Source organism: Microbulbifer sp. SE14 (assembly GCF_059834885.1).
The window spans coordinates 63,722-89,636 of record NZ_JCBAJA010000001.1; the positions used below are offsets into that span (position 1 = coordinate 63,722).

The window sequence follows — 25,915 nt, forward strand, 5'->3', positions numbered from 1 at the left end:
ATATTCGGCGCTTCGCCGAGCCCTTTGACCGCAAATCAGGGAGCTTCTGCGCTTTTTTTCTGCATTCTCAGAGATTTTCCGGAAACCGCTATGGAACTCGACCGATTCGATCGCCAACTGCTGAACCTGGTACAGGAAGATGCGGGACAGACTGCGGAGCAGTTGTCCGCTCGAGTCGCACTGTCTCCCTCTGCGATACAGCGCCGGCTGCGGCGTATGCGCGAACAGGGCGTCATCCTGCGGGACGCGGCGATCGTCGACCCGAAAAAAGCCGGGCAGATGACTTTCTTTATTGTTTCCCTGCAGGTGGAGCGGGAAAGGCCCGACCTGCTCGCGCGGCTGCGGGAATGGCTGGCGGAAGAGGAGTATGTCCAGCAGGCATTCTATGTGACGGGCGAGGCCGACTTCGTCCTGTTGATCAGCACACCGGATACCGAAACCTACGATGCACTGATGTCGCGGATGATCGGCGAGCACCCCAACATCAAACGCTTTTCCACCAATGTGGCACTGAATACGATCAAGCGCGGGCTGGCCATCCCTATTCCGCTGGACGGATAAAGAACAATTCTGCTCCGCCGCATTTTTTCCGCACCCTTCCCGCCCGTTGCGCGTTTTTTCCGCCGCAAACAACACCTTTTTGCGGCCCCGCTGCGCGGGCCGGGTGTCAAACTGGCGCCATGAAAAACACACCATTTGCCGACCCGGCAACAGAACTCAAGTTCATTTTCAGCGACTTCCGGCCGACGCGGCTGCTCGAACTTCCCGAACTGGCACAGCTGGCAAAGGTCGGGCGCGTCTTCGTCAAGACGGAGTGGGAGCGCCCCCTGGGTAACTTCAAATCCCTGGGCGGCGTGCTCGCCGGCCTGCGCGCGCTGGCACGAGCGGCGGGTGCCGATTCGCTACAGGAGCTGATCGGAGGCCGGGGCCCTGGCAATTCGCTGCCCCGCCTCCTCTGCGCCAGCGACGGCAATCACGGCCTGGCCGTCACCGCCGCGGCCGTCCGCGCGGGGACCGCGGCCTCCATTTATCTTCCCGCGAGCGCGGGCCAGCTGCGCGCCCAACGGATCCGGGAGCTGGGTGGCGAGGTAGTATGGGTCGGCGGAACCTACGACGACGCGGTCCACGATGCGGCGGCGGCCGCGGCGCGCGGCGGGGGGTTGCTGATTCCGGATACCAGCAGCGACCCCGCGGACGAGGTAGTGCGGGATGTGATGGCCGGCTATTCCCTGTTGACCGATGAAATCACTGCACAGTTTCACAATGGGTCGGGGGCCCGCCCCAGCCACCTGTTCGTGCAGGCCGGTGTCGGCGGGCTGGCAGCGGCCATGGCCGAAGGCCTGCGGGAACTGATGCAGGCACCGGCAGAATTACTGGTAGTGGAACCCGAGTCCGCCGCCTGCGTGGCACTCGCCCTGGCGCGGGGCAGACCGGTGCCCTTTGCCGGCGACCTCCACACCGCCGCGGAAATGCTGTCCTGTGGACTGGCCTCGGCCCCCGCGCTGGCAATACTGCAGCGCTATGCCGCCAGCCCGGTGCTGGTCGACGAGGCGCAACTGCAGGCCGCAGTGGATGCCCTGCGCGAAATCGCCGGGGTGCACACGACCCCGTCCGGTGCCGCGGGATTCGCGGGACTGCTCAGGGTTGCCGCGCAGCCCGCGCTTCGGGCCGCGCACCGGCTCGGCGAGGAGAGCAATGTACTGCTGGTGGTTACGGAGGGGGCCGTATGACCAGCGGGCGCCCGCGGAGCCGCCCGGGCGAACACAAGGTTCGCCCCTGCAGAACAGCTTTCCCGTCATTTCGGCGAGCCAATAAATGCTTGATTTGAAACAGAGCATCTACAGAACGACTTTGATCTCGGTGCCGCCCTCGGGCCGCGGCGCCGCGGAGATCTGGCCCTCGTAGCTCTCGACGATATCCATGACCACCGCCAGGCCTATGCCCTGCCCCGGCTGCTGCTGGTCGGCGCGCACGCCGCGCTGGGTGACCTTCTGCCACTGCTCTTCGTCGAGGCCGGGGCCGTTGTCGGTGACGCGGATATGCAGCTTGCGGCCGTCGCCGCTGTTCCCGATCTCCACTTCCAGCTCGCCCCCACCGTATTTGTAGCCATTGTCCAGCAGGTTGCCGAGCAGTTCCATCAGGTCGCCCTCGTCGCCGTAGAAGAGTGTCTCGTCGTCGCACTGCAGTTGCACGTCACAGGGCCTGTCCCGGTAGACCTTTTCCAGCGCGTCGAGGATTTTCCGCACCAGCGGCGCCACCGGTACGCCGCGCAGTATCGACTTGGGGGAGCTGGTGACGGCACGGCTCAGCTGGTAGCTGATGATGCTGTCCATGCGCTGCACCTGCTCCGCCAGCGTCTTGTAGGCGTCGCGCGGGTCGCCGGAGAAGTTCAGTCCCTTCAATACCGCCAGCGGCGTCTTCAGGCTGTGGGCCAGGTCCGCCAGAGTGTGGCGGGTCTTCTCCCGCTGGCGGCGCTCGTTTTCGATCAACAGGTTCAGGTTGTCAGTCAGCGGGCGCAGTTCCCGCGGGAACCTGCCCTCCAGCCGGTCGCTGCCGCCCCGCTGCATTTCCTGCAGCGCGCGCGCCACCGAGCGCAGCGGCGCCAGGCCCCAGCGCAGCACCAGCCACTGGGCCAGCACCAGTAGCAGTGCACCCAGCCCCAGCCAGCGCCAGAGCGTGGAGCGGAACTGTTCCACCTGGGCTGTGAGCGGCGCCGCGTCTTCCATGACCACGAAGGTAAAGCGCTGCTCGTTGTCCAACCCCCACGCAATCCCCTGGCGAAAGCTGATATAGCGCCCGGCTTCCCCGGGCAGTGTCACCTGGCCAAAGGCCTGGCGCCCCTGGGGCAGCGGGTGGGACGGCAGCTGCGGCAGCGCCAGGGCCGAGGCAGAGCGCCAGATCACCCGGCCGCGCTGGTCGGTGACGGCGCCTATAAGACCAGAATCCGGCTGGTTGAAGCGCTGCTCCGGCAGCACCGGCGGGAAGCGCAGGCTGCCGCCCTCCGGCTCCGCCACCGCCAGCAGGGTCAACACATGCAGCTGCAGCTCGCGCTGCTTGGCCTCGTCCAGGGAACTGCGGTAGGCGTGCTCCAGCACACCGGAAAACATCAGCAGGAAGGCCACCAGCACCACGCTTGTGACCAGGGACAGGCGCCCCTTGAGGGAGTGAAGCCAGGAAGAGAGCACAAGGGGCCTGTTAACAGTAAATTCGATGGCCGCGACGGAGGCCGTTTTTCCGCAAGACAAGGCGCAGTGAGCGCCGTGTGGCAACGCCACATAAGCGAGCTGCAACGCAGGATTGCGGGAAAACGGTCCCGTCCCTTCGGGTTGCGCCCCCAAACGGGCCATGCAGCGTTGCTCGTTGTTCATTTAGCATGCTAAACCACACTCCTCGCGCCTTGCCTGGCCCGTTTTGGGGCGGCAACGCGGCCATCGAATTTACTGTTAACAGGCCCAGCTATTCCGGCGCGACGAAACGATAGCCGCGGCCGCGCAGGGTTTCGATGGGCTTCAGTTGCGCCGCCGCGTCGAACTTCTTGCGCAGGCGGCCGATAAACACCTCGATCACATTGCTGTCGCGGTCGCAGTCCTGTTCGTAGATATGCTCGGTGAGGGTGGTCTTGGACACCACCTCGTCCGGGTGCAGCATCAGGTATTCCAGCACCTTGTACTCGAAGGAGGTCAGGTCCAGTTCGGTGTCGGCGACGGTGACCCGCTGGGCGCTGGTGTCGAGGACTATGGACCCGGCCTTGATGGTCGGGGAGGAGAAACCGGCGGAGCGGCGCACCAGCGCATTCAGCCGCGCCAGCAACTCCTCGGTATGGAAGGGTTTTACCAGGTAGTCGTCGCCGCCGGCCTCGAGGCCGGCCACCCGCTCCTGCCAGTGGCCGCGGGCGGTGAGGATCAGGATCGGGAAGTGCCTGTCCTCGCCGCGCAGCGTCCGGATGACCTGGATGCCGTCCACTTTCGGCAGCCCCAGGTCCATCACCGCCACGTCGTAGGGGTATTCGCGGCCCAGGTAGAGCGCCTCCTCGCCGTCCGGCGCCTCGTCGACAGTGTATCCGGCTCCGCGCAGGGATTCTGCCAATTGCTGTCGCAACAGCACTTCATCTTCTACCAACAGAGCGCGCATGGTGCCCCCCTAAAAGTTTATCCGGAATATTCGCTGGGCGTTTTTGATTGCTCTATCGTAACTACTTCACACACGTGTCACTAAGCCAAGGCCCGGGCGGCCCTGCTACCAGTGGCCGTCCGGGAAAAAGCCTCATCGGCAAACATTTCCCGGACGGCCACCGGTAGCAGGGCCTTCGCATCAGGTTTCGGTATTCTTTCCGATTCCCGAGGGTGAGTAGTTATGTGCTATCGCGATATGCGCCCGTTCCGCTTGTCCACATAGACCACATAAACCTGGCTTTGATCCGACAGGCCCTTGACCCGGTACATACTGCGACCATCCCTCTGCACCTCGGAGATCGCCAGTATCTTGCCGCCATAGCGCCGCTTGACGATGGCCGCCGCCTGGTCGCGGGAGATTTCCTTCTGCTGTACCCGCAGGTACCCGGGGTAAAAAGTATCCCTGTCGATCACTACCCCCGCCTGCAGCGGCGCGGTGACAACACCGAGCAACAGTGCGAATACTACGGAGATTGGCCGGATTGCGGCGCTGGTCAATTTCACGGTGCGGCTCCTGTGCCCGGTACACATTTCTTCAGGGTCGATGGGCCTGTTACCAGGCCGGTGTCACATCCACGCGAACCCGGATTCTATCCCCCGGATGATGGTCGGTGCGAGTCAGATATTCCCGGCCATTATAACGGTAGCGCACATCGTATCCGACCAGCTCGCGTTGCGTGGTAAATTCGTCCACCACCTGGCAGCGCTGCTGGGTGGCGTAGCGGGTGGGAGCATTGGCGCGGCTGATCTCATTGCCGATCAGTGCCCCCACCGCGGCCCCCGCCACTGTGGCGGCACCGCGGTTGCCGCGGTGGTGGTAGCGCCACCCGTGGTGATGGCCGTGCCGGCCGGCCTTGTTGCCCACAGCAGCGCCGATCAGGCCGCCGATGAGCGCGCCGGCGGGGGAGCCGGGCTGCCGATAGGCCACCTGCTCGTCCCAGCACTGGGTGCGCGGGGTGCGCACCTGCACATCGGTGTATATCGGGGTAACCCCGGTGACCGGGGCATAGTCGTAGTCGTCACCCGGATAGTAGTAACCGCTGTCCCCGGCGCTGGCCCAGGCGCTGAAGCCCACCAACCCGGCCACCAGAGCGGCGATAAGAAGCTGCTTGTAGAGTTTCACGATCCTTCTCCCGCTGATAATCGACGGGAGCAGAGTAATGCGGGGGGACTGAATCGAAGCTGAACTGGCGGCGGGCTCCGAATCGAATGGCACTTCCTGCCAAGGGTGCGCGCCCTGCGGACCACCTTAAAGCAGTTCGGGCTTCCTGCACCTTGCGCCAGACGCGCAGGGTCAGTCTCCGCGCCGCAGCCCGCGCAGGCGCCGGCGTTGCTCCGGCGTCACCTGACGCCACTTCTCGCGCAGCTTGCGCCGCTGCTCAGGGGACAACTGGCGGAACTTCTTGCGCGCCTCGAGAATGCGCGCGCGCTTCTCCGGCGGCAGGGCCATAAAGCGGCGGTAGGCCTTGCGCAGCTGGGCGCGGCGCTCCGGCGGCAGGGCGCGCCACTTGCGGAACTGCTCGCGGGCGCGGCTCCGCTGCTCGGGTGTCATCGCCGCCCAGCGGCGGGCGCCGCCGAGCAGCTTCTGCTGCTGTGCCTCGGACAGGTCCGGCCAGCGCTCCTCATAACGCTGCAGAATGCGGCGCTCGCCGTCGCTCAGGCTCTGCCAGTCCGTCGCCCCCGCGGCCGCTGCCAGCAGGCACAGGGCCAGGCAGGCGGATTTGCCCAGAGTGACTATGAACCTGTTAAGCATCACCTTCCTCCTGCGGTCGCACCGCCTCCCCGTCTTCGTCGCCACCTGCCGGCTCCTCCCCCAACGGCTCCAGGTCGGCCGGCTCGAACACCTCGCCCGCCTCGTCGACCCACTCGTCCAGAAACAGCAGAAAATCCTCGTCCAGGGGCACCGCCTGCTGGGAGAAAGCCCAGGGCGACAACAGCAGTAACACAAACGCCAGCCGGCGCGGATCAGGAAGAGTGGCCATCCAGCGCCTCCTCCGCCAGCCACTGGTAGAACTCCATATCCTCGATCATCTCGATTTCCATGCCGTCGTCCAGCAGCCAGTCGCCGCCGGCGAACATCTCCGCTTCCGGTTCGGGCACCCGCGGCCACAGCATGGCGACCACCAGTGCCGCGGCCACCGCAGTGCCCGCCGACAGCCACAGTGGCCCGGATGACCGCCGCGCCTCCAGGGCGCGGGCGCGGGCGCGGCGCAGGTGCGACAGTGTCTCGCCGTCCAGCTCGCGGTCGCGGCGCGCCATGGCCTCGCGGGCGGCGTCGATTGCGCGCCGGTTGCGCCCGCTTTCGGGGCCGGGTGCTGTCATCGCAGATCCTCCAGGTGTTCGCGCAGGCTGTTGAGCGCGCGGGATAAGTGGGTCTTCACACTGCCGCTGCTGCAGGACATGGCGCGCGCCGTCTCCGCCACGTCGAAGCCCTCCACGCAGCGCAGCAGGAAAGCCTGCTGCTGGCGCAGGGGGAGTTTCTCCACCGCCGCGCCTATGGCATCCAGGGTGCGTTCGCCGATCAGCGACCGCTCCGGCGCCGGGGCCTGCGGGTCCGGCAGGTCGCCGGGGTCCAGTTCGTCCTCAGTATCGTCCGCCGCCAGCCGCTCCCGCAACAGCTGCCAGCGGGAGATGTTCTTGCGGCGGCGGTGCCAGTCGGTAATGCGGTTGTTGAGGATGGTAAAAAACAGCGGTCGCCACTCGGACCTGTCCCGGCGGCTGTAGTTCTTGACCAGTGCCAGCATCGCGTCCTGGACTATATCCAGCGCATCGTCGCGGCTGCCCACAGCCAGCCTCGCCATATTGAATGCCCGTCGCTCCACCGAGGCCAGGAATTGATTCATGGATGCCGATTGACGCCGTTCTGCACAGGGTGCCATTGTGCCGCCAGTATCGCCGAGCGGCCGTGAATCCGTTCGCGGGGCCGAGCCCCGCGCCTGCATTTAACTCTTCAGTGCCTTGCCGCGGCGGTCCAGGCGGTGATCGATGCGCTCGCCCTTGCGATCCAGGCGCCGGTCCGCGCGCTCGCCCCTGCGGTCCAGGCGCTTGTCGATGCGTTCGCCCTTCCTGTCGAGGCGGCGATCAATTCGGTCGCCCTTGCGGTCCAGGTGCTCGGCCAGCTTCTCCCTGCCACTGGCCTCGGCGCGCTCGGATCTGTGGTCGAGCCGGTTATCTATGCGATCGCCCTTGCGGTCCAGGCGATTCTCAACCCGGTCGCCCCTGCGGTCGCGGCGGTTCGCTATGCGGTCGCCCTTGCGATCCAGGCGGTTTTCGATGCGGTCACCGCGCCTGTCCAGGCGCTCGGCGGCGTCACCGCTATCGGCCAGGAGTGGGGCCGACAGAAGCAGGCCGGCGGTTACAAAGGCGGATGTGATCAGCTTGTTCATTATTTGCTCCCTAAGAGTGAAGGCTCAATTGAACCGGATTCAACCGTTTCACTGATCCATAACGCCGCCGCGTGGGATCGGTTGACAGGGATCAGAAAATTTTCAGCCTTCGATGATTTCCGGCCCCGGCACTTCTTTGCCCAGCCAGCGCTGGGTCAGGGTGCCGGCAGTCATGGCGCCGTTGACATTCAGTGCGGTGCGCGCCATATCGATCAGCGGCTCCACCGAGATCAGCAGCGCGGCGATGGTCACCGGCAGGCCCATGGCCGGCAGTACCACCAGCGCGGCGAAGGTGGCGCCGCCGCCGACGCCGGCGATACCGAAGGAGCTGATCACCACCACCGCCACCAGGGTGGCCAGCCATACCGGGTCCAGCACGTTGATGCCCATGGGCACCGCCACCATCACCGCCAGCATCGCCGGGTAGATGCCGGCACAGCCGTTCTGGCCGATGGTGGCGCCGAAGGAGGCGGAGAAGTTGGCGATGGCCGGCGAGTTGCGCAGTTCGTCCACCTGGGTCTCCACATTGAGCGGGATGGTGGCGGCGCTGGAGCGGGAGCTGAAGGCGAACACCAGCACCGGCCACACCACGGCGAAATAGTGCAGCGGGCTGACGCCGTTGACCAGCAGCAGCAGGCCGTGCACCAGGAACATCAGCGCTATGGCGGCGAAGGAGGCCAGCACGAAACCGAACAGGTTGAGGATGTCCGCCCAGCTGGAATTGGCAATCAGGCTCGTCACCAGGGCCGTGACCCCGTAGGGGGTGAACGCCATGATCAGCCGCACCAGTTTCATTACCCACACCTGGCTCACATGGACGAAGTTCTCTATCTGCGCCCCCTCCTCCGGAAACTCCCGGCGCACCGCCAGCGCCGCCAGGCCCAGCAGCACCGCGAAGATGACCACCGCAATCACCGAAGTGTCGCGCGCGCCGGTCAGGTCGTAGAAGATATTTTTCGGGATAAAGGAAGCCAGGATTTCCGGGACGCTCAGGCCGGTCACCCGGCCGATGCGCTCGTTCAGCACCTCCACCCGCGCCGCTTCGCGCGCGCCCTCCACCAGGCCGGTAGCTTCGAGCCCGAACAGCAGCGCCACGGTCACCCCGATCAGGGCCGCAATCGCGGTGGTGCCGAGCAGTACCGCCAGCACCGACACACTGATCTTGCCCAGGGCCTGGGTGTGGCTCACCTTGACCACTGCGGCGAGAATCGAGATCAGCACCAGCGGCATCACCAGCAGGTGCAGCAGATTGACATAGGAGTCGCCGACCATCTCTATCCACGGCAGCACCTCCGCGGGCACGGCGCCCCAGCCGCGCGCCAGCTGCAGCAGGCCGCCGAACAGCACGCCCACCAGCAGGCCGGCGAACACCGCCGGCGCCAGCGAGTCCCGGCTCCTGTGCCAGCGGTTCAGCGGCCAGAGCAGAAAGAAAAAGAAAAGCAGCAGAAGCAGCGAGCTGAATTGCATATTTTGCGGGTCCCACTCCGGGCACTACAGGAAAGTCGCGGCATGCTAACAGCGGCAGACGGCTTTCCTATAGTTGCTTTTGTTATAGTTTTATAAACGGCTTTGCTCCACCGCCACCTCGAGACTCTCTGCCGTCTGCGGCCCCACCAGCGTTGCGCGCCACTGACCATCTGCACCGATGACAAAAGTGGTGGGAAGTACGACAGGCCGGGGTTGTCCCCAGCGATCCGCCGGCTCTGCGACCAAAACCGGGAATTCAATGCCCATTTTTTCAGCCTGCGCTCTCAGCTTCTCCACCGGCAGCTGATCGTAATTGACACCGATCACCAGGACCCCGTCATTGTTGCGGGCAAATTCATTGAGTTCGGGGATTTCCTCCCGACAGGGCTTGCACCACTCGGCCCAGTAGTTGACCAACAGCAGCCGCCCGGCGGGCTCGATGGCCTCGCCACCGACGCCCGTCAGTTGGCCGGCATTCCTGTCACAACCGCTTATTGCGGCGACCAACCACAGAAAGGCTGCCCACCGAATCATCCCCTGCCTTCGCTTTACCGTCTGCGGAACCACGCTTTCCACCTCCGCGCCTGCTTTTGCTCTTGTTGCCTTTGCCTTCCGAATCGCCACCGCTCCCGGCGGCACCATCACTCTTTGCCGCCTCCTCCCTTTGCTGGGCCTGGCGAAACAGTTCCCCCAGGTCCAGCGCCAGCTGCTCACCGGCGAACTTCTGCGACTCGGCAAAGCGCTGCTCCACTTCCTCGTACCAGGGCAGGCCGTGCAGTTCGCGGTGGCTGTAGGCGGGTATGGGTGATGGATTCAGCCAGTTGGCCAGTTCCATCAGCGAAATCGAATCCAGGTCCCGCGCCAGCACATAGTCGTTGCGCTCCGTCTGGGTGATCAGCTTGTGGTCCTGCAGCACCTGGCGGATGCGCCGCCACTGGGCGGGCTTGACCCTTGCGCGGGAAATATCCTGCTCCCGCAGCGGCTGACCACACTGGTATTTCTTGAAGAACTCCCACAGCAGCACCAGCGTCGCCACCACGTCCGAGTACTTTTTGCCGTGGGTGGCCGCGTGGTAGGCGGTCAGGGTGCGCACCAGCACACAGCCCGCCAGCACGATCATCCACATCAGGTAGATCCAGATCAGGAACAGCGGCACAAAAGCAAAGGCCCCGTAGATCACCTGCACCGAACTGCGCGCGACCATTACCCCAAACAGGTATTTAGCCATCTCAAACGCAAAGGCAGTGATCACCCCGCCGACGAGGCCATGGCGCAGGGGCACGCGGCAGTTGGGCACCGCGATAAACAGCAGCGTGAAGGCGATGGCGGTAAAGATCCATGGCAGTACCCGCAGGGCGATCGGCAGCAACCCCAAGGTGTCACCCTCGGGCAGAAAGAGCTTCTGCGAGAACAGATAGGTGGTGGCCGCAAGACCGGCACCGAGCAGTATCGGTCCCAGGCTGAGGATGGCCCAGTAGAGCAGGAAACTGGAAACACCGCTGCGCCCGCGGGGAATATCCCAGATAGAGTTAAAGGTCTCCTCGATGTTGCGCAGCATCAGCCCCGCGGTCACCAGCAGGATCGCGATGCCGAGACCTGTGAGGCGCTGGGCCTGGGAGGAAAAGCTGCTGATGTACTCCTGCACCTCGCGGCCGCTCTCCGGCACAAAGTGGGAGAAGATCTGTTCCTGCAGCCTGCTCTCCAGGCCGGCAAAATCCGGAAACAGAGACAGCATTGCGTAGCTGACCGTGACCAGCGGCACTATCGCAAACAGCGTCATATAGGTGAGCGCCGCCGCGTTCTGGCGGCAGTTCTTTTCGTTGAACAGCGTCCACAGGGAGGCGAAGAAGCGACGCCAGCGGTGCACCAGTTCCGTCATGGTGGTTTCCGTTTATTCGGTTAGAATACGCCAAACCTTAACAGGATACCGACACAATGTGGACGATTTACCACAACCCCCGCTGTTCAAAATCCCGTCAGACCCTGCAGCTGCTGCAGGACAAAGGCGTTGAGCCGGAAGTGGTGCTCTACCTGGAGACACCACCCTCCACGGAAATCCTGGCCGAGCTGCTGAAGAAACTCGGCATCAGTGCGCGCGAGCTGCTGCGCAGCGGAGAGGACGCCTACAAGGAACTGCAACTCAAGGACAAGAACCTGTCCGACGAGCAGCTGATCGACGCCATGGCGCAACACCCGATACTGATCCAGCGCCCGATCGTCGTGAAGGGGGACAGGGCCGTGCTCGGCCGGCCACCGGAAAATGTGCTGGAGCTGCTTTGATGGCACAGGACGCTGACGCCTATGTGCTGATCCTCTACTACACCCGCAACGGCGCCACCGCCAAAATGGCCGCGGAGCTGGCGCGGGGCGTCGAGTCCGCCGGCATGGCCGCGCGCCTGCGCACCGTGCCCACCGTCTCCCCGGACACAGAGGCCAGCCTGCCGCCGGTGCCCGACGAAGGCGCCCCCTACTGCACCAGCGACGACCTGCGCGACTGCGCCGGCCTGCTGCTCGGCAGCCCCACCCGCTTCGGCAATATGGCCTCGCCGCTGCGCTACTTCCTCGACCAGACCAGCGACATCTGGCTGGAGGGCAGCCTGTCCGGCAAACCCGCCGCCGTCTTCACCTCCACCGGCAGCCTCCACGGCGGCCAGGAGAGCACGCTGATCTCCATGATGCTGCCGCTGCTGCACCACGGCATGGTGATCGCCGGCATCCCCTACTCCGAGGCGGCGCTGATGCACACCGAGAGCGGCGGCACCCCCTACGGCGCCTCCCACTGGTCCGGCGGCAGCGACGGCGGCCAGCTGAGCGCTGACGAAGTCAGCCTGTGCCGTGCCCTGGGCGCGCGCATCGGCAAGCTGGCGCGCAGCCTCGGCCGCAAGCCGGGGGAACCAGCGTGAGTATCTCCGATAACCAAAGCGACAAGAGCGTCGCGGGCAAGCTGCGCATCGCCCGGCGCCTGAACTGGATCTGCTATATCGGCCTGATACTGCTGTTCGCGGTGTGGAACCTGTTCCTGCCCGGCGGCTCCGTCAAGTGGTGGATACTGCAGACGGTGCCCCTGCTGCTGGTGCTGCCGGGGCTGCTGAGAAACCACTACCGCAGCTACCTGTGGCTGTGCTTTATCCTGCTGCTCTACATTACCGCCGGCATTGTCGACGTAATGATGCCCCAGCGCGGCTGGCAGCATGGCGTATTATTGGTGTTGAGCCTTACCCTGTTTCTCTCTGCAATGATGACCAGCCGCTGGCAGCGCATGCAGTGAGTCAGGGACTCGGGACTCGGGACTCGGAAAAGAATACCGAAGTTTGATGCGAAGGCCCTGCTGCCGGGGGCCGTTCGAGAAAAGCGCCTGCGGCCGGCACAACAGACCGATGAGGCTGTTGAGCGAACGGCCACCGGCAGCAGGGCCGCCACTGGCCCCCAAATTCAGCGTCAAAGGAGTGTTGAAGTTTGACTGATACAAGCCACCAAAAAGGATTTATCCGCAGCTTCTTCGGCGCCATTGGCGGCGCCATCACCTGGCTGCGCCGCGTCTTCACCAACCTGTTGTTCCTGCTGTTGCTGCTGTTTATCGGCATCCTCATTTTCGGCAAGGACGAGCGGTTGACCATTCCCCAGGGCGCCGCCCTGAAAGTCGCCCCCAGTGGCTTCCTCGTCGACGAGCTGTCCCAGCCCACCGGCCTGCCGGGCTTCCTCGGCGGCCCGCCGGGACCGACGGAAGTGCGGGTCAAGGACCTGGTGGATGCCATCGACAGCGCCGCCAAGGACAACCGCATCTCATCGCTGGTGCTGGAACTGGACTACCTGGTGGGCGCCAACCTGAGCAAGCTGGAGGAAGTGGGCGCCGCGCTGCAGCGCTTCAAGGCCGCCGACAAGCCCATCTACGCCGTCGGCGACAACTACACCCAGGCCCAGTACTTCCTCGCCAGCCACGCCGACAAGGTCTACCTGAACCCTATGGGTTCGGTGCTGCTGACCGGTTTCGGCGCCTACCGCAACTACTTCAAGAGCGCCCTGGACAAGCTGAAGATCAACTTCCACGTCTTCCGCGTCGGCGACTACAAGGACTTTATCGAGCCCTACACCCGCGACGACATGTCCCCCGCCTCGCGGGAGAACAACCAGCGCTGGCTGCACGAACTCTGGGGCGAATACACGGAGCAGGTCACCGGCCTGCGCAACCTGCCGCCGGAATCCATCGACACCTTTATCGATGAACTGCCGCAACAGCTGCAGCAGCACGGCGGCAGCTGGGCCGAAGCCGCCCTGGCGAACAAACTGGTGGACCAGCTCGCCAGCCGCCGCGTGGCCATCGACGAACTCAAGCAGACCATAGGCGCCGGCGACAAAGACCAGGACTATAAATTCATCGACGCCCTCGCCTACCTGCGCAACCAGAAACTCACCCATATCCCCAAGCCGGGCATGGAAGCCGGCAAAATAGGCCTGATCTCCGCCAGCGGTGCCATCGTCGACGGCGAGGCACCGGCGGGCCAGATCGGCAGCGAGACTCTGGGCGAACTGATCGCCAAGGCGCGGGAGAAGAAGGTCAAGGCCCTGGTGTTGCGCATCGACAGTGGCGGCGGCTCCGCCTTCGCCTCCGAGGCCATACGCCAGGAACTGCTCGCCATCCGCGAGGCGGATATCCCGGTGGTCATCTCCATGGGCAGCGTGGCCGCGTCCGGCGGCTATTGGATCGCCACCGGCGGCGACCGCATCTGGGCATCGCCGTCCACCATCACCGGCTCCATCGGCGTCTTCGGCGCCTTCCCCACCTTCGAGGATTCCCTGGAACACCTCGGCATCTACAACGACGGCGTCGGCACCTCTGAACTGGCCGGCACCATGCGCCTGGACAGGCCCCTGCCGGAAGCCGCCGCCAGCGTGCTGCAGCAGGGGGTGGAGAACACCTATGCGCGCTTCCTGCGCATCGTCGCCGAGGCCCGTGGCAGTACCCCCAAGGAGGTGCACAAGATTGCCCAGGGCCAGGTGTGGACCGGCCGCGCAGCCCAACAGCTGGGCCTGGTGGACGAACTCGGTAATCTCAACGACGCCATCGCCGGTGCCGCCCAGTTGGCCGACCTCGAGGACTACCAGGTGGAGGAAATCCAGCGGGAACTGACCCCGGGAGAGAAACTCCTGCGCGCCCTGGCGGACAATGTGGACGCCCGCATCGCCGCCACCTTCGAGGCCAACCTGCCCCTCGGCGCCTGGTTGAAGACACTGCAGCCGGCACTCGCCCCTCTCGCCGAACTGCAGGGCTATAAAGATCCCCGCGCCCTCTACGTGCGCTGCCTGGCCTGCCTGGCGCCCTGAACTGCCCCCCTGTAGGAGCGGCCGCCCGCCGCTCCTACAAGCCTCCCGGCCATTCAGCAGTGATTCAGCGCTGAAAGGCGAAACTGCTCCCAAGTTGTGACCCATCCCCGCGGCATTTTCCGGCCAGGTGGTAACATCGTCGCCACGTTAATGCACCCGCGGGATCAACAGCAGATTCAGGAGAGAAGCAAAAATGAACAAACTGAAAGTCTTTGCCGCTTTCGCCATAGCCGGCAGCCTGGCCGCAGCCACCCACGCCGACCCACCCGAGGGTCGCGGCTGGAAGAAGCACCACAAACACGGGGGCTACGAGCGCAAAGAGGAATTCTGGGACGGCAACTGCAAGGTGGAACGCAAGTGGGAGCGCAACGGCGACTACAAGGAGGAGCGTAAGTGTGAGGGGGGCCACCGCGAATACGCCCACCGCGACCCCGGTGGCCGGGTGGTCGTGACCCTGCCCCCGTGGTTCGACCAGCGCGCGGAGGAACCCGTGTACGAACCGGAGTGGCGCCCGGCGCCCCGGCCGACCGCCACCCGCTGCAACAGTGACAAGGTTGGCGCGGTGCTCGGCGGGCTGATCGGTGGCGTGCTCGGTCACCAGATCGGCGGCGGCGACGGCAAGAAGCTGGCGACCGTCGGCGGCGCCATCGCCGGCGTGCTGATCGGCGGCAAGATCGGCGAACGCATGGACGCCCGCAACCAGGCCTGTGTGGGCCAGGCGCTGGAATTCGCTCCCGAGGGCGAACGCATCACCTGGCAGGACGGCGGCCAGCAGTACGCGGTGACGCCGGGACCGGTGGAGAAGCGCGGGGGCAACTACTGCCGCAGCTTCACCGCGGAAGTCGGCGGCGAATACGCCCAGCAGACCCGCGGCTCCGCCTGCCGTCGGGCCGACGGCACCTGGGTGCAGTCCCTCTGACCCGAACCGGACCGGGAGCCGTCAATCCCCAGACGGCTCCCGGTCGAACAGCTTCCGCAGCTCGTCCTTGGCCTCTTCCAGCCGTTTGCGCTGGTCTTCCGGCAGGTTACTGCCGGCGCGGTTGATATAGAAGGTCAGCATCGACATGGCCGAGCGGAAGGGGTCTGACTTGCGCCGCTCACTGCGCTCCGCCGAGCGCTTCAGGGAGCGGGCGATGTCGCGGGGATCCTCCAGGGTAAAGACGCCTTCCTCCAGGTCCAGCGCATCGCTGGTTTCCGTTACCTCCCGGGACCAGCGCTTCGATTTGCCCTCTGCCACAGCGAACCCTCCACTGCAAACCCACTCGATACACAACAATGTATCGTCCCTCTCGGGGACACCAAAGCCCTGCACCAGATTGGGGCGCAGCGAGAATTGCTCCTAGCGGCGTGTGCCAACACGGTTCGGAATTCCCTCTCCCCTTAGCAAATCGCAGTCTTATAACACGCCATTCGCCCGTTTCCTGGCGCCACACTGGCTCATAATTCCCGACTGGCACTATTTTTGGAATATAGATCCATAGATAGGATCCATAGACAGGGATATCAAATGTCCGGTTTATACTGGCGATGACACAGAATGATTCCCCCGAAGGGCACTGGCTGATTGCCAGCGACCTGGACGGCACACTGCTCGATCACTACGACTACTCCCACGCCCCGGTGGACGATCTGCTGCGGCAGTTGGAGCGGCGACAGGTGCCGGTGATACTGAACAGCAGCAAGACCTTCCCGGAGATGCTGGAGCTCCGCCGCCAGCTGCACAACGACCACCCTTTTATTGTCGAGAACGGCTCCGCGATTTTTATTCCCGCCGGCTATTTTCACGAAGTCCCTGAAAGTGCTCGCGAACGGGGTGATTTCTGGATCATCGAGACCGGATTGCCCCGGGAAAAATTGCTGGCCTTCCTGCAGGCAGACGCCGCAGAAAACGGCGCACCCTATCTGAGCTTTTCCGCCGCCTCCTGCGAGGAGATAGCCGAGGCCACCAGCCTGACGGAGAAACAGGCGCGGGCGGCACAGACCCGCGACTACTCGGAGCCATTGCTGTGGCGCGGCAGCGAGGAGGAGAAGCAGGCCTTCGCGGCCCGCGCCCGCGCCGCCGGCCTCTCCACGCTGCAGGGCGGCCGCTTCCTGCATCTGCTCGGGCCCACGGACAAGGGCGCGGCCACGCTGGCATTGCTGGGCTGCTACCGCAACGATCGCGACACCGGTTACCGGCTGATCGCCGCCGGCGACAGCCCCAATGACCTGGACATGCTCAAGGTGGCGGATATCGCCGTCATCATCCGCGCCCCCCATCGCCCGCCGCCGCGGCTGGAGGCGAGTGCCGGGCGGCGGGTCATCGTCAGCGAGGCCATAGGCCCCGCCGGCTGGAAGGAAGTTATAGGACAGTTATTTCAATGAGGAACCTCTGAAGTAACTACTCACCCTTCGGGACTCGGAAAAGAATACCTGAGCCAGATGCCAAGGCCCTGATGCCGGTGGCCATTTGGGAAATGTTTGCCGATGAGGCTTTTTCCCAAATGGCCACCGGTAGCAGGGCCGCCACAAGCCCCTCTTACTGTCAGTAGGGGACAAGTCGCTACCATGACAGTGAATCAGCGCGAGAAAACGTGAAATCCCGATAAGCCGAGCAGGAGTCTCCCGTGACCGATTTTTTCCAGAATGGATCCATCACCACGCTGCACAATTTATGCAACCGCTCGCTGGAAGAGATGGAGGGGGAGCTGCTGGAGTTCTCCCGCCACAGGCCCATGTCCCTGCTGCTGCCGTCGCTCTATTCCGAACTGCAGGGGGACGCACTGCCGAAGATCCTCGACGAACTGGCCCATGTACCCTACCTGTCGGAAATCGTTATAGGCCTGGACCGCGCCGACGAATCCCAGTACCGGGATGCACTGGTCCAGTTCCGGCGGCTGCCGCAGCATGTGCGCGTGCTCTGGAACGATGGCCCGCGCCTGCGCGAGCTGGACGCCAAACTGCAGGAGCGCGGCCTGGCGCCGCTGGAACCCGGCAAGGGGCGCAACGTCTGGTACTGCCTCGGCTACATACTCTCCTCCGGCAAGGGAGAGGCGGTAGCGCTGCACGACTGCGATATCGTCACCTACGACCGCATGCTGCTGGCGCGCCTCTTCTACCCTGTGGCCAACCCGAATTTCAGCTACGAGTTCTGCAAGGGTTTCTACTCCCGCGTGTCTGGGGGAAAGATCAACGGCCGTGTCTGCCGGCTGCTGGTCACGCCGCTGATCCGCACCTTGAAAAAAATCTACGGCCACATGGACTACCTCACCTATATGGACAGCTTCCGCTACGCGCTGGCCGGTGAGTTTTCCTTCCGCCGCGACGTGATCAACGACCTGCATATTCCCAGTGACTGGGGCCTGGAGATCGGCGTCTTGTCGGAGATGTACCGCAACTTCTCCACCAATCACCTATGCCAGGTGGATATCGCCCACTGCTACGAACACAAGCACCAGGCGGTATCCTTCAACGACGACAACGCCGGCCTGTCGAAAATGTCCATCGACATCGCCAAGTCCCTGTTCCGCAAACTGGCCACCCAAGGCATCGTCTTCTCCAGCGAGATATTCCGATCCATCAAGGCCACCTACTTCCGTATGGCCCTGGACTTCGTGGAAACCTACCGCAACGACGCTATCATCAACGGCCTGAGTTTCGACATTCACCGCGAGGAGCAGACGGTGGAGTTGTTTGCCAGAAACCTGATGAAAGCGGGCCAGGCCTTTCTCGACAACCCGATGGAAACCCCCTTCATTCCCAGTTGGAGCCGCATCACCAGCGCCGCCCCGGACTTCCTGCAGGAACTGCAGGCGGCGGTGGAAGCGGACTTCGAGGAATACAGTGAATAGCGCCGGAGCCCCATGACCCAGACACCACTACAGGAATGCTCGCGGGAAACCGTCTTCAAGAAATTGTGCGATCACCTGGCGGTGATCTATCCGGAACGGGACAGAGAAACCCTGGCGGAGCGACTGATGCAGGTGATGCGCCTGGATGAGGACTGCCAGAGCCCGCTGCCGCACAAGAACCTGTGGGACGAAACCGATGTGCTGGTGATCACCTACGGCAACACCATCCTCAGCGAGAAACAGCACCCGCTGAAGGCGCTGCACCACTTCCTCAAGACCCACTTCACCATGCTGATCAACAGCGTGCATATACTGCCCTTCTTCCCCTATTCCAGCGACGACGGCTTTGCGGTGATCGACTACAAACAGGTAAATCCGAGCCTGGGTGACTGGAACGATATATTGCGCATCAGCACCGACTTCCACCTGATGGCGGACCTGGTGATCAACCACTGCTCGTCGCAACACCAGTGGTTCGTCAACTTCCAGGAAGGCAAATCGCCGGGTGACGACTACTTCTTTACCGTGGATCCCAATGCCTCAGATACCAAAGAGAGCCTCGCCGGCGTGGTGCGCCCGCGGACCACGCCGCTGTTGCGCGCAGTGTCCAACGGCGGCTCCCCCAGGTGCGTCTGGTGCACCTTCGGCCACGACCAGATAGACCTGGATTTCCGCAACCCGCAGGTGCTGCTGGAGATGGTGGATATCGTGCGCTTCTACCTGGATATGGGCGTGCGTATTTTCCGCCTGGATGCGGTGGCCTTCCTGTGGAAGAGAATAGGTACCAGTTGCATCAATCTGGAAGAGACCCATGAGATAGTGCGCCTGCTGCGCGCACTGATAGAGCACGCGGACCCCAATGCGGTGATCATCACCGAGACCAATATTCCCAATCGAGAGAATCTCTCCTATTTCGGCAACGCCAACGAAGCCCACTGCATCTACAACTTCTCCCTGCCGCCGCTGCTGGTCAATACCCTGGTGAGCGGCAACTGTCGGCACCTGAAATACTGGCTGATGAGCATGCCTCCGGCGCAGAACGGCACCACCTACCTGAACTTCATCGCCTCCCATGACGGCATCGGCCTGCGTCCGGTGGAGGGGCTGCTCAGCGAGGAGGAGCAGGAAGTCCTGATCCAGGCGATGGAAAACTTCGGTGGGCAGATTTCCTGGCGAGCCCTGGACGACGGCAACAAAAAGCCCTACGAAATCAATATATCGCTGTTCGATGCGATGAAGGGCACAACCGCCGGCGAAGATCAATGGCAACTGGAGCGTTTTATCTGTGCCCACGCGATCATGCTGGCACTGGAGGGGATTCCCGCTTTCTACCTGCACAGCCTGGTGGGCACCACCAACGACTACGAGCGCATGCTGGCGCACGGCCACAACCGCGCCATCAACCGGCGCCAGTGGCAGGAGTCGGAACTCAACGCGAAGCTCGCAGATCCGGACAGCCACCACCACGAGGTTTTCTACCAGCTGCGCCGCCTGATCCAGCTGCGCCGCGAACAACCCGCCTTCCACCCCAACGCCACCCAGTTCACCCTGCACCTGGGCGAGCAGATATTCGCTTTCTGGCGCCAGAGCATAAACCGGCGCCAGAGTATCTTCTGCCTGAACAATATTTCCGACGAGCCGCAGTCGGTGCCGCTGTCGAGTATCAACCTGATCGGCACGGATAAATGGAAGGACCTGATCAGCGACCAATTCTTTGAAGATATGCTGGGCTCGATCACGCTGGAGCCCTACCAGACGCTGTGGATCACCAATCGCTGGTAGCCTGCAACCGAAGAGCCGGAACCACCCGGTTGCGCCCCTGTTGCTTGGCCACATAGAGTTCCCGGTCCGCCTCGCAAAGCAACTCGTCGAGAGAGCGCTGGGAACGGCGCTGGGCGGCACCGAGGCTGATCGACAGGCTGACCGCCTGCGACCCGGCAATCAGCTTGCGGCTGCCCACCGCCGTCCGCAGGCGCTCGGCGAACAGGCAGGCCTGCGCCAGGGTGGTCTCCGGCAGCAGCACGACAAATTCCTCCCCGCCCCAGCGCGCTACCCTGTCCCCCTCGCGGCAGCACTGCGCCAGCATCCGGCTCACCTGCACCAGGGCCCGGTCGCCGAAGGGGTGGCCGTGCCGGTCGTTGACGGTCTTGAAGTGATCTATATCGAGCATGATCACACTGAGCGGACGATTGTGGCGCAAGGCAGTGTTCCAGACGCCCGCCGAATCCTCGTAGAAGGCCCTTCTGTTGGGTAGGCCCGTCAGGGCGTCGAGCCGGGACAGCTGCTCCGCGGTGCGACGCGCATCCTCCTGGCTCCGCACCCGGCTGGCGAGTGCCAGGGAGAAGAGTGTCGCCTCAAGCGCCAGACCGATCTCCACGCCGTGGAAAGTCAGCGCGTTGACCGGCAGAAAACCCCACACCGCAAAGAGGGTCAGGGAGACGCCGAGCATGCTGCAGAGGGCCGCACTGAGGAAGTAACGCCCGGCCCGCTCGCCGTGGCGAATGGTAACCAGGGCGAGGAACACCATGCCGACGGTAAAAATCGCCATATAGTGGAAGGCCACCAGGGCGGCGGCCTTCTGGCTGTCGAGCGCAATGCTGATACCGACCAGGGAGATGGCAGAAATGGAAATCCCTTCCACCCTGCGCCGGGTTTTCGGCGCGTGCTCGGAAAGCTGCAGGAACCTGCAGGCAAACAGGAATCCCGCGCTGCTGAACAGCACCATCATCAGGGTGATACCGTGGCGCTCGATGGCGGCATTTCCCGGCCACAGCCAGGCATTGCCGTGCCCGGTATAAATCAGGCTGAGCACTATGTAACTGAACAGATAGAGGGCGTAATAAAGGTTACTGCGGTCTCTCAGCCCGAAGTAGAGCATGGTGTTGTAGAGAATAAATGCCATCAGGAAGCCGTACAGCAGGCCGTAGCGGTAGTGAGCCCGGCGCTCCCGCTCGGCGACGCCTTCAGGCGAAAGCAGCGATACGTCCAGGACCAGCGGCTCCGCCGTCTCGGCGCGGATCAGTATGCCGCTGTACCCCGGCGCCAGGCGCAGCGGGTAGAGGTAGCCGACGCCGGGAACCAGGGTGTGCCCATCGCCGCCCCGCCAGCTGCGCACTGTGCGCCCGTCGCGCAGGAGGTGGATATCCAGCCGGTCGAGCCAGGGCTTGCCCACGATCAGCTGCAGCGACAGTTCCCCTGTGGAGGGATTGTGCAGCGGCAGGTACATCCACACCGGCTGCGCGCCTATACCGAAGCTGGGAACCGCGCGGTTCCCCTGCTGGAATCTGCCCTGCAGCAAAGCGTCGATGGCCGCCCCGGAAGACAGTCGCGCGCCCTGCTCCGACAAGTAAACCGCGTGGCCCCCCAGTGGGCCGCGGAGTTGCCCGTCGAGCACGAGCGGCTCCGCCAGCAAACTGCCGGATAACAGGCCGGCGCACAGCAGCAAGCTGATGCGCGCAGGCAGTTTTCGCAGGCAGTGGAACAGGGCGGTCCAGCCACTGGACGGCATGGTGCGACATCCCGGCGCAGTTGTGGCACGCAAGATCGATTTACCCTTTTTAATCCGGCCTTAGAAAATTGAAGACCTATTGTCAGATGCTGTTTGACAGCCGGCTCCGAATATTGCCGCTAAAGTCTAGTCGCTGTTTGCGATTGCGCAGTGGAATCGGGCCTGTGTTCGCCGGCCGGAGTGGCCCGCACGTCCAGCGGGGTAATTCACATCCGGCGGGTCACACCGCGCACTCCAGCGAACGGGCGGGTTCAACCCGGTTGCGCCCCCGCTGCTTGGCCTCGTAGAGTTTCTGATCCGCCTCGGCGACCAGTTCGTTCAGCAGGCGCTGGGATCCGCGCTGGGCGGCGCCGAGGCTGATCGACAGACTCAGGGTTTCCTGGCCGACCACCAGTCTGCGACCGCCAATCGCCCCGCGCAGGCGCTCGGCAAACAGGCAGGCCTGGGCCAGGGTAGTCTCCGGCAGCAACACGATGAACTCCTCACCGCCCCAGCGCGCCACCCTGTCCCCCTCGCGGCAGCATCTCGCGAGCAGCTGGCTCACCTGGACCAGGGCCAGGTCGCCGACCGGATGGCCGTGGCGGTCGTTGACGGATTTGAAGTGATCTATGTCCAGCATGATCACACTGAGGGGACGATTGTGACGCACGGCGGTGCTCCAGATGCCCGTCGTATCCTCGTAGAAGGCGCGCCTGTTGGGCAGGCCCGTCAGAACATCGATGCGGGAGAGGCGCTCCGCATTTCTGAGCGCGTCTTCCAGGGAGCGCACCTGCCTGGCCAGCGCCAGGGACAGAAGCGTGGCCTCCAGGGCCATGCCGATCTCGACGCCGTGGAAGGTCAGCGCCGTCATCGGGATGACGCCCCTGACGGACAGGGCCGTAGAGGCGACACCGGCCATGCTGCACAGGGCCGCGCCGAGAAAGTAGCGCCCCTCGCGCAGACCGTGCCGGATGGACAGTACGCCAAGACCTACCATGGCAATGGAAAACAGGGTGACAAAGTTGAAAGCCAGCAGCGCGGCGTCCACATGGCTGCCTGTCCACACAAACCACACCATCAGTATCAGCGCCGCCGCGCACAGGGCGACAACCCAACGCCCCACTCTGGGCGCGTGCTCCTTGAGCCGCAGGAAGCGGCCTGCAAACAGGAAGCCGCAACAGCCGTAGGTCACCATCAGCACCAGGATGACAAAGCGCTGGAAATCAACCTTCTCCGGCCACCACCAGCTGAAGCCGTGGCCCGAGTAGGCCAGGCACATGGCGATAAAACTGGCCAGGTAGAGGGCGTAGTAGAGATAGCTGCGCGAGCGGAATCCCAGGTACAGCATCAGGTTGTAGCAGATGAGCGCACACAGGAAACCGAACAGCAGGCTGTAGCCATACTGGATTTTGCGCACGGTCGCCCCAACCTCCTCCGCAGTGCGCAGGCGGGCCGACAGCACAAAGGGATCCCCTGTCTGCGCGCGGATGAAAAGCTGGCTCCTGCCCGGCGGAATCTGCAGCGGCAGCAGATAGCCCACGCCCGGCACCAGCTGCTCGGTGGCCGGATGGGCGTCACCCAGTCTCCAGGCACCGCGGACGCGGCCGTCCTGTACGAGGTAGACATGCAGGTGATCCATCCAGGTCTTTCCCAGTGAGAGGACCTGCGGCAGCGGCCTGTCGTCGCTGTTCAGGAATTCCAGCTGCATCCACACCGGGCGCGCGCCTATGCCATAGCTGGCGATGGCGTAGTCCCCGGGGCTGAAGTCGCCGCGCCGCCAGGCGCTGTGGGCCTCGCTGAGCCCCAGCGGCCCACCCTCCTCCACCAGGAGTTCCCCCTGCCTGCCGAGGGGTTCGCGATAGTCCCTGGTGAGGAGCAGGGGCTCCGCCAGTGCGGTACTGCAAACCAACAGACCAAAACAGGCCGCGAACAGTATCCTGCAGGGGTGCTTCATGCGACCACCCGCTCGTCGACCGGTGGCACTATCCGGTTTCGGCCCAGGCGCTTGGCCTCGTACAGTCTATGGTCCGCGGCTCCGACCAGTTCGCTCAGTGTTGTCTCGGACTGCAACTGCGCCACGCCCAGGCTTACCGTCAGGGTGGCACCCTGAAAATCGGCCGCGAGCCTGCACCGCTCTATATCGCCGCGGATCCGCTCACCGAAAGCGCTGGCCCGGGCGAGGTCGGTTTCCGGCAACAGCACAAACTCCTCGCCGCCCCAGCGCGCCAGGATATCCCCCTCGCGACAACTCTTTGACAGCAGTTGCGCCACCCGCTGCAGGACGCGGCCGCCGCAGTCGTGCCCGAAGCAGTCGTTGATGTTTTTTAAGTGATCAATATCCAGCAACATCGCGCTCATCGGGCGGCCGCGGCGCACCGCGGTACTCCACAGGGCCGCCGCATCGGCAATAAAGGCGCGCCGGTTCAAGAGGCCGGTCAGGCTGTCAGTGCGCGCGAGCTGCTCGGCCTCTACCCTGTCCTGCCGCTGCCGGCGCATGCGGCTGCCGATAGCAGACAGGCGCTCTATCCAGCGCCTCAGGCCCGGGGCCTGCTCCTGCAGCTGCAGGAAATGGGCGGCGAACAGGAAGCCGGCGCAGGCATACAGGACCATCGCCGCAAAGAGGCCGTAATGCTGGAAGCCGGCCTGCCCCGACCACCACCCGGCCCGGGGGCGGAAAAAACCTCTGCGAACTCCTTCCGCAACTGGCGTTTGCAAGTCGGTAAGCCTCTCGCTCAGGTCTCCTGTCGTTGGCGTTATCGAGGGACCTGGTATTTGCCATGGGGACTCGGAAATGCGTTATCGATATTATCTGCGCCGGCCGGCATCTCCGTACCAAAAGCCGGCTTTATTGGGCTGGGGTAAGAAAGAGTGTAATTCGCATTCGGAAAAGCGGGTAAGGATATGGCGTGCAATTAAACATACACCACCAGACTGGAGCACTGCGATTTAGCGCAAGCAGATAAAAGAAAGCGATCTCACCCAGGCGGGCGCCAGCGGTGTGGGCCACCAGCCTCACGCAGGAAATTGTGACCGGGCTCAAAGTTAGGAAAGCGGCGCATGACCTGGCAGTCCCCGCCGCATAAGCTGTCCGGTCGTCGACAGAAAAATCACCCCACCGACGCAAACAACACTCGAGCAAGGGAAGCCCTATGAAAAAAGTCACCACGATACTGCTGCTGGCCGCCGCCGGCGTTCTCGCCGCCTGCAGCGCCACCGTGCCCCAGTCCCGCGAGCACTATATCCAGCTGATGCAGGGTTACAGCGGCATCGGCGCGTCCCAGAGGCTGATCTACAGCAGAGAGATCGACCGGCCCTTCGAACAGGTAGTTGCCAATATCGAGGACAGACTGAACCAGTGTGTTCCGGAGGGCTATACCCAGACCTCGGTCAGGGGGAACCTGGCCTCCTCCAGTACGGTCACCAACAACCAGCGCATCGAGGTGGTGAGCCAGGACAAGGCGGAAGTGACAGTGCAACAGCACCACACCGGCACCTACATGCAGTCCGATGGCGGCTTCTACCTGCTGGCGGCGAACATTTTCAGGGAGGAGTCCAACAGGGTACGCCTCGACATCTACACCGCGAAGAACTATGGCCCCGTTGCCGAGGCCATCGAGAAATGGTCGGAGGGCAGCCACCAGTGCCACGGTATAGGGGGTAATCCGTAAGGCCGGTACCTGTTGACGGGTCAATCGGCGACAAAAGCAATATGGAGGCCGAGTGTCGCCGCCTCCTTACATAATGCCGTAAGGGATTCCACCTGCTGGCGCTCGCTGGGCGGGACTGTGGCTTTCAGTATCTGCAGTTCCGCGCTCAGTTCGACGAGCTGTCCCTGCTCGATCAGTACATCCGCGTCAGCTCCCTGCTGGTGGCGCCAGACTCTCCAGAGCAATGGACAGCGGGTGTGCAGTTTTCGTACCCAGGGGTATAACCGCTTCCAGTCCCCATCGCCGATGGCGGACATCGCCCGGGGGCGCCGGCCAGCCGGCATGGCGCCACTGTCCAAAGACGGAGTTTCGACGAACAAGATATCCCTGGTCATAAGTACTATCAGTTTCAAATACGCGCGGAGGCCGTGAGCCCCCGCGCATCCCACTGTCACCATCGCACCATTACCGGCAACCAGCATTATTTTCAGGAAACTGGGTAACCACTACTCCGGTACCCGGCTCAATCACTACTCGGGCCCACTGCTCGCCCCTGGTGCCGATGACACTGCGCATGTTTTTATCGTAGCAGATACGCCCATCC

General features: G+C 63.7%; 28 protein-coding genes. 11 read left to right on the top strand and 17 right to left on the bottom strand.

Features of this window, described 5'->3' with window-relative positions; genetic code table 11:
* Window positions 1–90: 90 nt before the first annotated feature.
* Together AC6R19_RS00265 and AC6R19_RS00270 are read left to right on the top strand one after the other, a co-directional pair.
* Window positions 91–561, top strand: coding sequence for an Lrp/AsnC family transcriptional regulator (locus AC6R19_RS00265; protein ID WP_500577466.1), 471 nt, complete (start codon window positions 91–93; stop codon window positions 559–561).
* Window positions 562–680: 119 nt separating this feature from the next.
* Window positions 681–1,730, top strand: coding sequence for a pyridoxal-phosphate dependent enzyme (locus AC6R19_RS00270; protein ID WP_500577467.1), 1,050 nt, complete (start codon window positions 681–683; stop codon window positions 1,728–1,730).
* 108 nt (window positions 1,731–1,838) lie between these two features.
* Here AC6R19_RS00270 and AC6R19_RS00275 read toward each other — a convergent pair whose 3' ends face one another.
* The 12 genes from AC6R19_RS00275 to AC6R19_RS00330 all read right to left on the bottom strand — a co-directional run bounded on the left by AC6R19_RS00275 (window position 1,839) and on the right by AC6R19_RS00330 (window position 10,904).
* On the bottom strand, window positions 1,839–3,185 hold the full coding sequence (locus AC6R19_RS00275) for an ATP-binding protein (protein WP_500577468.1): 1,347 nt from the start codon (window positions 3,183–3,185) through the stop codon (window positions 1,839–1,841).
* 271 nt (window positions 3,186–3,456) lie between these two features.
* Window positions 3,457–4,131, bottom strand: a complete 675-nt coding sequence (locus AC6R19_RS00280; protein ID WP_500577469.1) for a response regulator transcription factor — start codon at window positions 4,129–4,131, stop codon at window positions 3,457–3,459.
* Between the two features lie 227 nt (window positions 4,132–4,358).
* Complete coding sequence (locus AC6R19_RS00285; protein WP_500577470.1) at window positions 4,359–4,676, bottom strand: PepSY domain-containing protein; 318 nt, start codon at window positions 4,674–4,676, stop codon at window positions 4,359–4,361.
* Window positions 4,677–4,725: 49 nt separating this feature from the next.
* Window positions 4,726–5,295 (bottom strand): glycine zipper 2TM domain-containing protein, encoded by a 570-nt coding sequence (locus tag AC6R19_RS00290; RefSeq protein WP_500577471.1) that lies wholly within the window; start codon window positions 5,293–5,295, stop codon window positions 4,726–4,728.
* A 171-nt stretch (window positions 5,296–5,466) separates the two neighbouring features.
* Complete coding sequence (locus AC6R19_RS00295) at window positions 5,467–5,925, bottom strand: DUF3106 domain-containing protein (RefSeq protein ID WP_500577472.1); 459 nt, start codon at window positions 5,923–5,925, stop codon at window positions 5,467–5,469.
* Window positions 5,918–6,154, bottom strand: coding sequence for a hypothetical protein (locus tag AC6R19_RS00300; protein WP_500577473.1), 237 nt, complete (start codon window positions 6,152–6,154; stop codon window positions 5,918–5,920). Before AC6R19_RS00300 ends, AC6R19_RS00295 begins: the two co-directional genes overlap by 8 nt.
* Window positions 6,138–6,494: a hypothetical protein gene (locus AC6R19_RS00305; RefSeq protein WP_500577474.1), complete on the bottom strand. Its 357-nt coding sequence runs from the start codon at window positions 6,492–6,494 to the stop codon at window positions 6,138–6,140. The genes AC6R19_RS00300 and AC6R19_RS00305 overlap by 17 nt, the downstream gene beginning before the upstream one ends.
* Window positions 6,491–7,114 carry an RNA polymerase sigma factor gene (locus AC6R19_RS00310; protein WP_500577475.1) on the bottom strand — a complete coding sequence of 208 codons (624 nt, stop codon included), beginning with the start codon at window positions 7,112–7,114 and terminating at the stop codon, window positions 6,491–6,493. Before AC6R19_RS00310 ends, AC6R19_RS00305 begins: the two co-directional genes overlap by 4 nt.
* Window positions 7,115–7,558: a hypothetical protein gene (locus AC6R19_RS00315; protein ID WP_500577476.1), complete on the bottom strand. Its 444-nt coding sequence runs from the start codon at window positions 7,556–7,558 to the stop codon at window positions 7,115–7,117.
* A gap of 102 nt (window positions 7,559–7,660) precedes the next feature.
* Window positions 7,661–9,025 (bottom strand): L-cystine transporter, encoded by a 1,365-nt coding sequence (locus AC6R19_RS00320; RefSeq protein WP_500577477.1) that lies wholly within the window; start codon window positions 9,023–9,025, stop codon window positions 7,661–7,663.
* A 90-nt stretch (window positions 9,026–9,115) separates the two neighbouring features.
* Entirely contained in the window at window positions 9,116–9,532 is a 417-nt protein-coding gene (locus AC6R19_RS00325; protein WP_500577478.1) for a TlpA family protein disulfide reductase, read from the bottom strand.
* Window positions 9,507–10,904 carry a YihY family inner membrane protein gene (locus tag AC6R19_RS00330; RefSeq protein WP_500577479.1) on the bottom strand — a complete coding sequence of 466 codons (1,398 nt, stop codon included), beginning with the start codon at window positions 10,902–10,904 and terminating at the stop codon, window positions 9,507–9,509. Before AC6R19_RS00330 ends, AC6R19_RS00325 begins: the two co-directional genes overlap by 26 nt.
* 56 nt (window positions 10,905–10,960) lie before the next feature.
* Here AC6R19_RS00330 and arsC point away from each other — a divergent pair, with 56 nt between their 5' ends.
* From arsC to AC6R19_RS00355, 5 genes are all read left to right on the top strand, one after another.
* The gene (arsC, locus tag AC6R19_RS00335) at window positions 10,961–11,305 is read left to right on the top strand and encodes an arsenate reductase (glutaredoxin) (RefSeq protein ID WP_500577480.1); all 345 of its coding nucleotides are present in this window, start codon (window positions 10,961–10,963) and stop codon (window positions 11,303–11,305) included.
* On the top strand, window positions 11,305–11,928 hold the full coding sequence (gene wrbA, locus AC6R19_RS00340; protein ID WP_500577481.1) for an NAD(P)H:quinone oxidoreductase: 624 nt from the start codon (window positions 11,305–11,307) through the stop codon (window positions 11,926–11,928). Before arsC ends, wrbA begins: the two co-directional genes overlap by 1 nt.
* Complete coding sequence (locus AC6R19_RS00345) at window positions 11,925–12,293, top strand: DUF2069 domain-containing protein (RefSeq protein WP_500577482.1); 369 nt, start codon at window positions 11,925–11,927, stop codon at window positions 12,291–12,293. The genes wrbA and AC6R19_RS00345 overlap by 4 nt, the downstream gene beginning before the upstream one ends.
* A 188-nt stretch (window positions 12,294–12,481) precedes the next feature.
* On the top strand, window positions 12,482–14,347 hold the full coding sequence (gene sppA / locus AC6R19_RS00350) for a signal peptide peptidase SppA (RefSeq protein WP_500577483.1): 1,866 nt from the start codon (window positions 12,482–12,484) through the stop codon (window positions 14,345–14,347).
* A 193-nt stretch (window positions 14,348–14,540) separates the two neighbouring features.
* On the top strand, window positions 14,541–15,266 hold the full coding sequence (locus AC6R19_RS00355) for an RT0821/Lpp0805 family surface protein (RefSeq protein WP_500577484.1): 726 nt from the start codon (window positions 14,541–14,543) through the stop codon (window positions 15,264–15,266).
* A 21-nt stretch (window positions 15,267–15,287) separates the two neighbouring features.
* On the opposite strand, the gene AC6R19_RS00360 is transcribed toward AC6R19_RS00355, so the two are convergent.
* Window positions 15,288–15,584: a DUF3175 domain-containing protein gene (locus tag AC6R19_RS00360; protein WP_500577485.1), complete on the bottom strand. Its 297-nt coding sequence runs from the start codon at window positions 15,582–15,584 to the stop codon at window positions 15,288–15,290.
* Window positions 15,585–15,874: 290 nt separating this feature from the next.
* Between AC6R19_RS00360 and AC6R19_RS00365 the strand changes: the two genes are divergently transcribed.
* From AC6R19_RS00365 to AC6R19_RS00375, 3 genes are all read left to right on the top strand, one after another.
* A complete protein-coding gene (locus AC6R19_RS00365; protein ID WP_500577486.1) occupies window positions 15,875–16,711 on the top strand; it encodes an HAD-IIB family hydrolase in 837 nt (278 codons plus the stop codon).
* A 242-nt stretch (window positions 16,712–16,953) separates the two neighbouring features.
* Window positions 16,954–18,177: a glycosyltransferase family protein gene (locus tag AC6R19_RS00370; protein ID WP_500577487.1), complete on the top strand. Its 1,224-nt coding sequence runs from the start codon at window positions 16,954–16,956 to the stop codon at window positions 18,175–18,177.
* A gap of 12 nt (window positions 18,178–18,189) precedes the next feature.
* Entirely contained in the window at window positions 18,190–19,959 is a 1,770-nt protein-coding gene (locus AC6R19_RS00375) for a sugar phosphorylase (protein WP_500577488.1), read from the top strand.
* On the opposite strand, the gene AC6R19_RS00380 is transcribed toward AC6R19_RS00375, so the two are convergent.
* The 3 genes from AC6R19_RS00380 to AC6R19_RS00390 form a co-directional block, all read right to left on the bottom strand.
* A complete protein-coding gene (locus AC6R19_RS00380) occupies window positions 19,943–21,685 on the bottom strand; it encodes a sensor domain-containing diguanylate cyclase (protein ID WP_500577489.1) in 1,743 nt (580 codons plus the stop codon). The genes AC6R19_RS00375 and AC6R19_RS00380 overlap by 17 nt on opposite strands.
* 220 nt (window positions 21,686–21,905) lie before the next feature.
* A complete protein-coding gene (locus tag AC6R19_RS00385; protein WP_500577490.1) occupies window positions 21,906–23,618 on the bottom strand; it encodes a sensor domain-containing diguanylate cyclase in 1,713 nt (570 codons plus the stop codon).
* Complete coding sequence (locus AC6R19_RS00390) at window positions 23,615–24,274, bottom strand: GGDEF domain-containing protein (protein WP_500577491.1); 660 nt, start codon at window positions 24,272–24,274, stop codon at window positions 23,615–23,617. Before AC6R19_RS00390 ends, AC6R19_RS00385 begins: the two co-directional genes overlap by 4 nt.
* 539 nt (window positions 24,275–24,813) lie before the next feature.
* Between AC6R19_RS00390 and AC6R19_RS00395 the strand changes: the two genes are divergently transcribed.
* Entirely contained in the window at window positions 24,814–25,332 is a 519-nt protein-coding gene (locus tag AC6R19_RS00395) for a hypothetical protein (protein ID WP_500577492.1), read from the top strand.
* A 20-nt stretch (window positions 25,333–25,352) separates the two neighbouring features.
* Here AC6R19_RS00395 and AC6R19_RS00400 read toward each other — a convergent pair whose 3' ends face one another.
* Window positions 25,353–25,706: a hypothetical protein gene (locus AC6R19_RS00400; protein WP_500577493.1), complete on the bottom strand. Its 354-nt coding sequence runs from the start codon at window positions 25,704–25,706 to the stop codon at window positions 25,353–25,355.
* Between the last annotated feature and the right edge of the window lie 209 nt (window positions 25,707–25,915).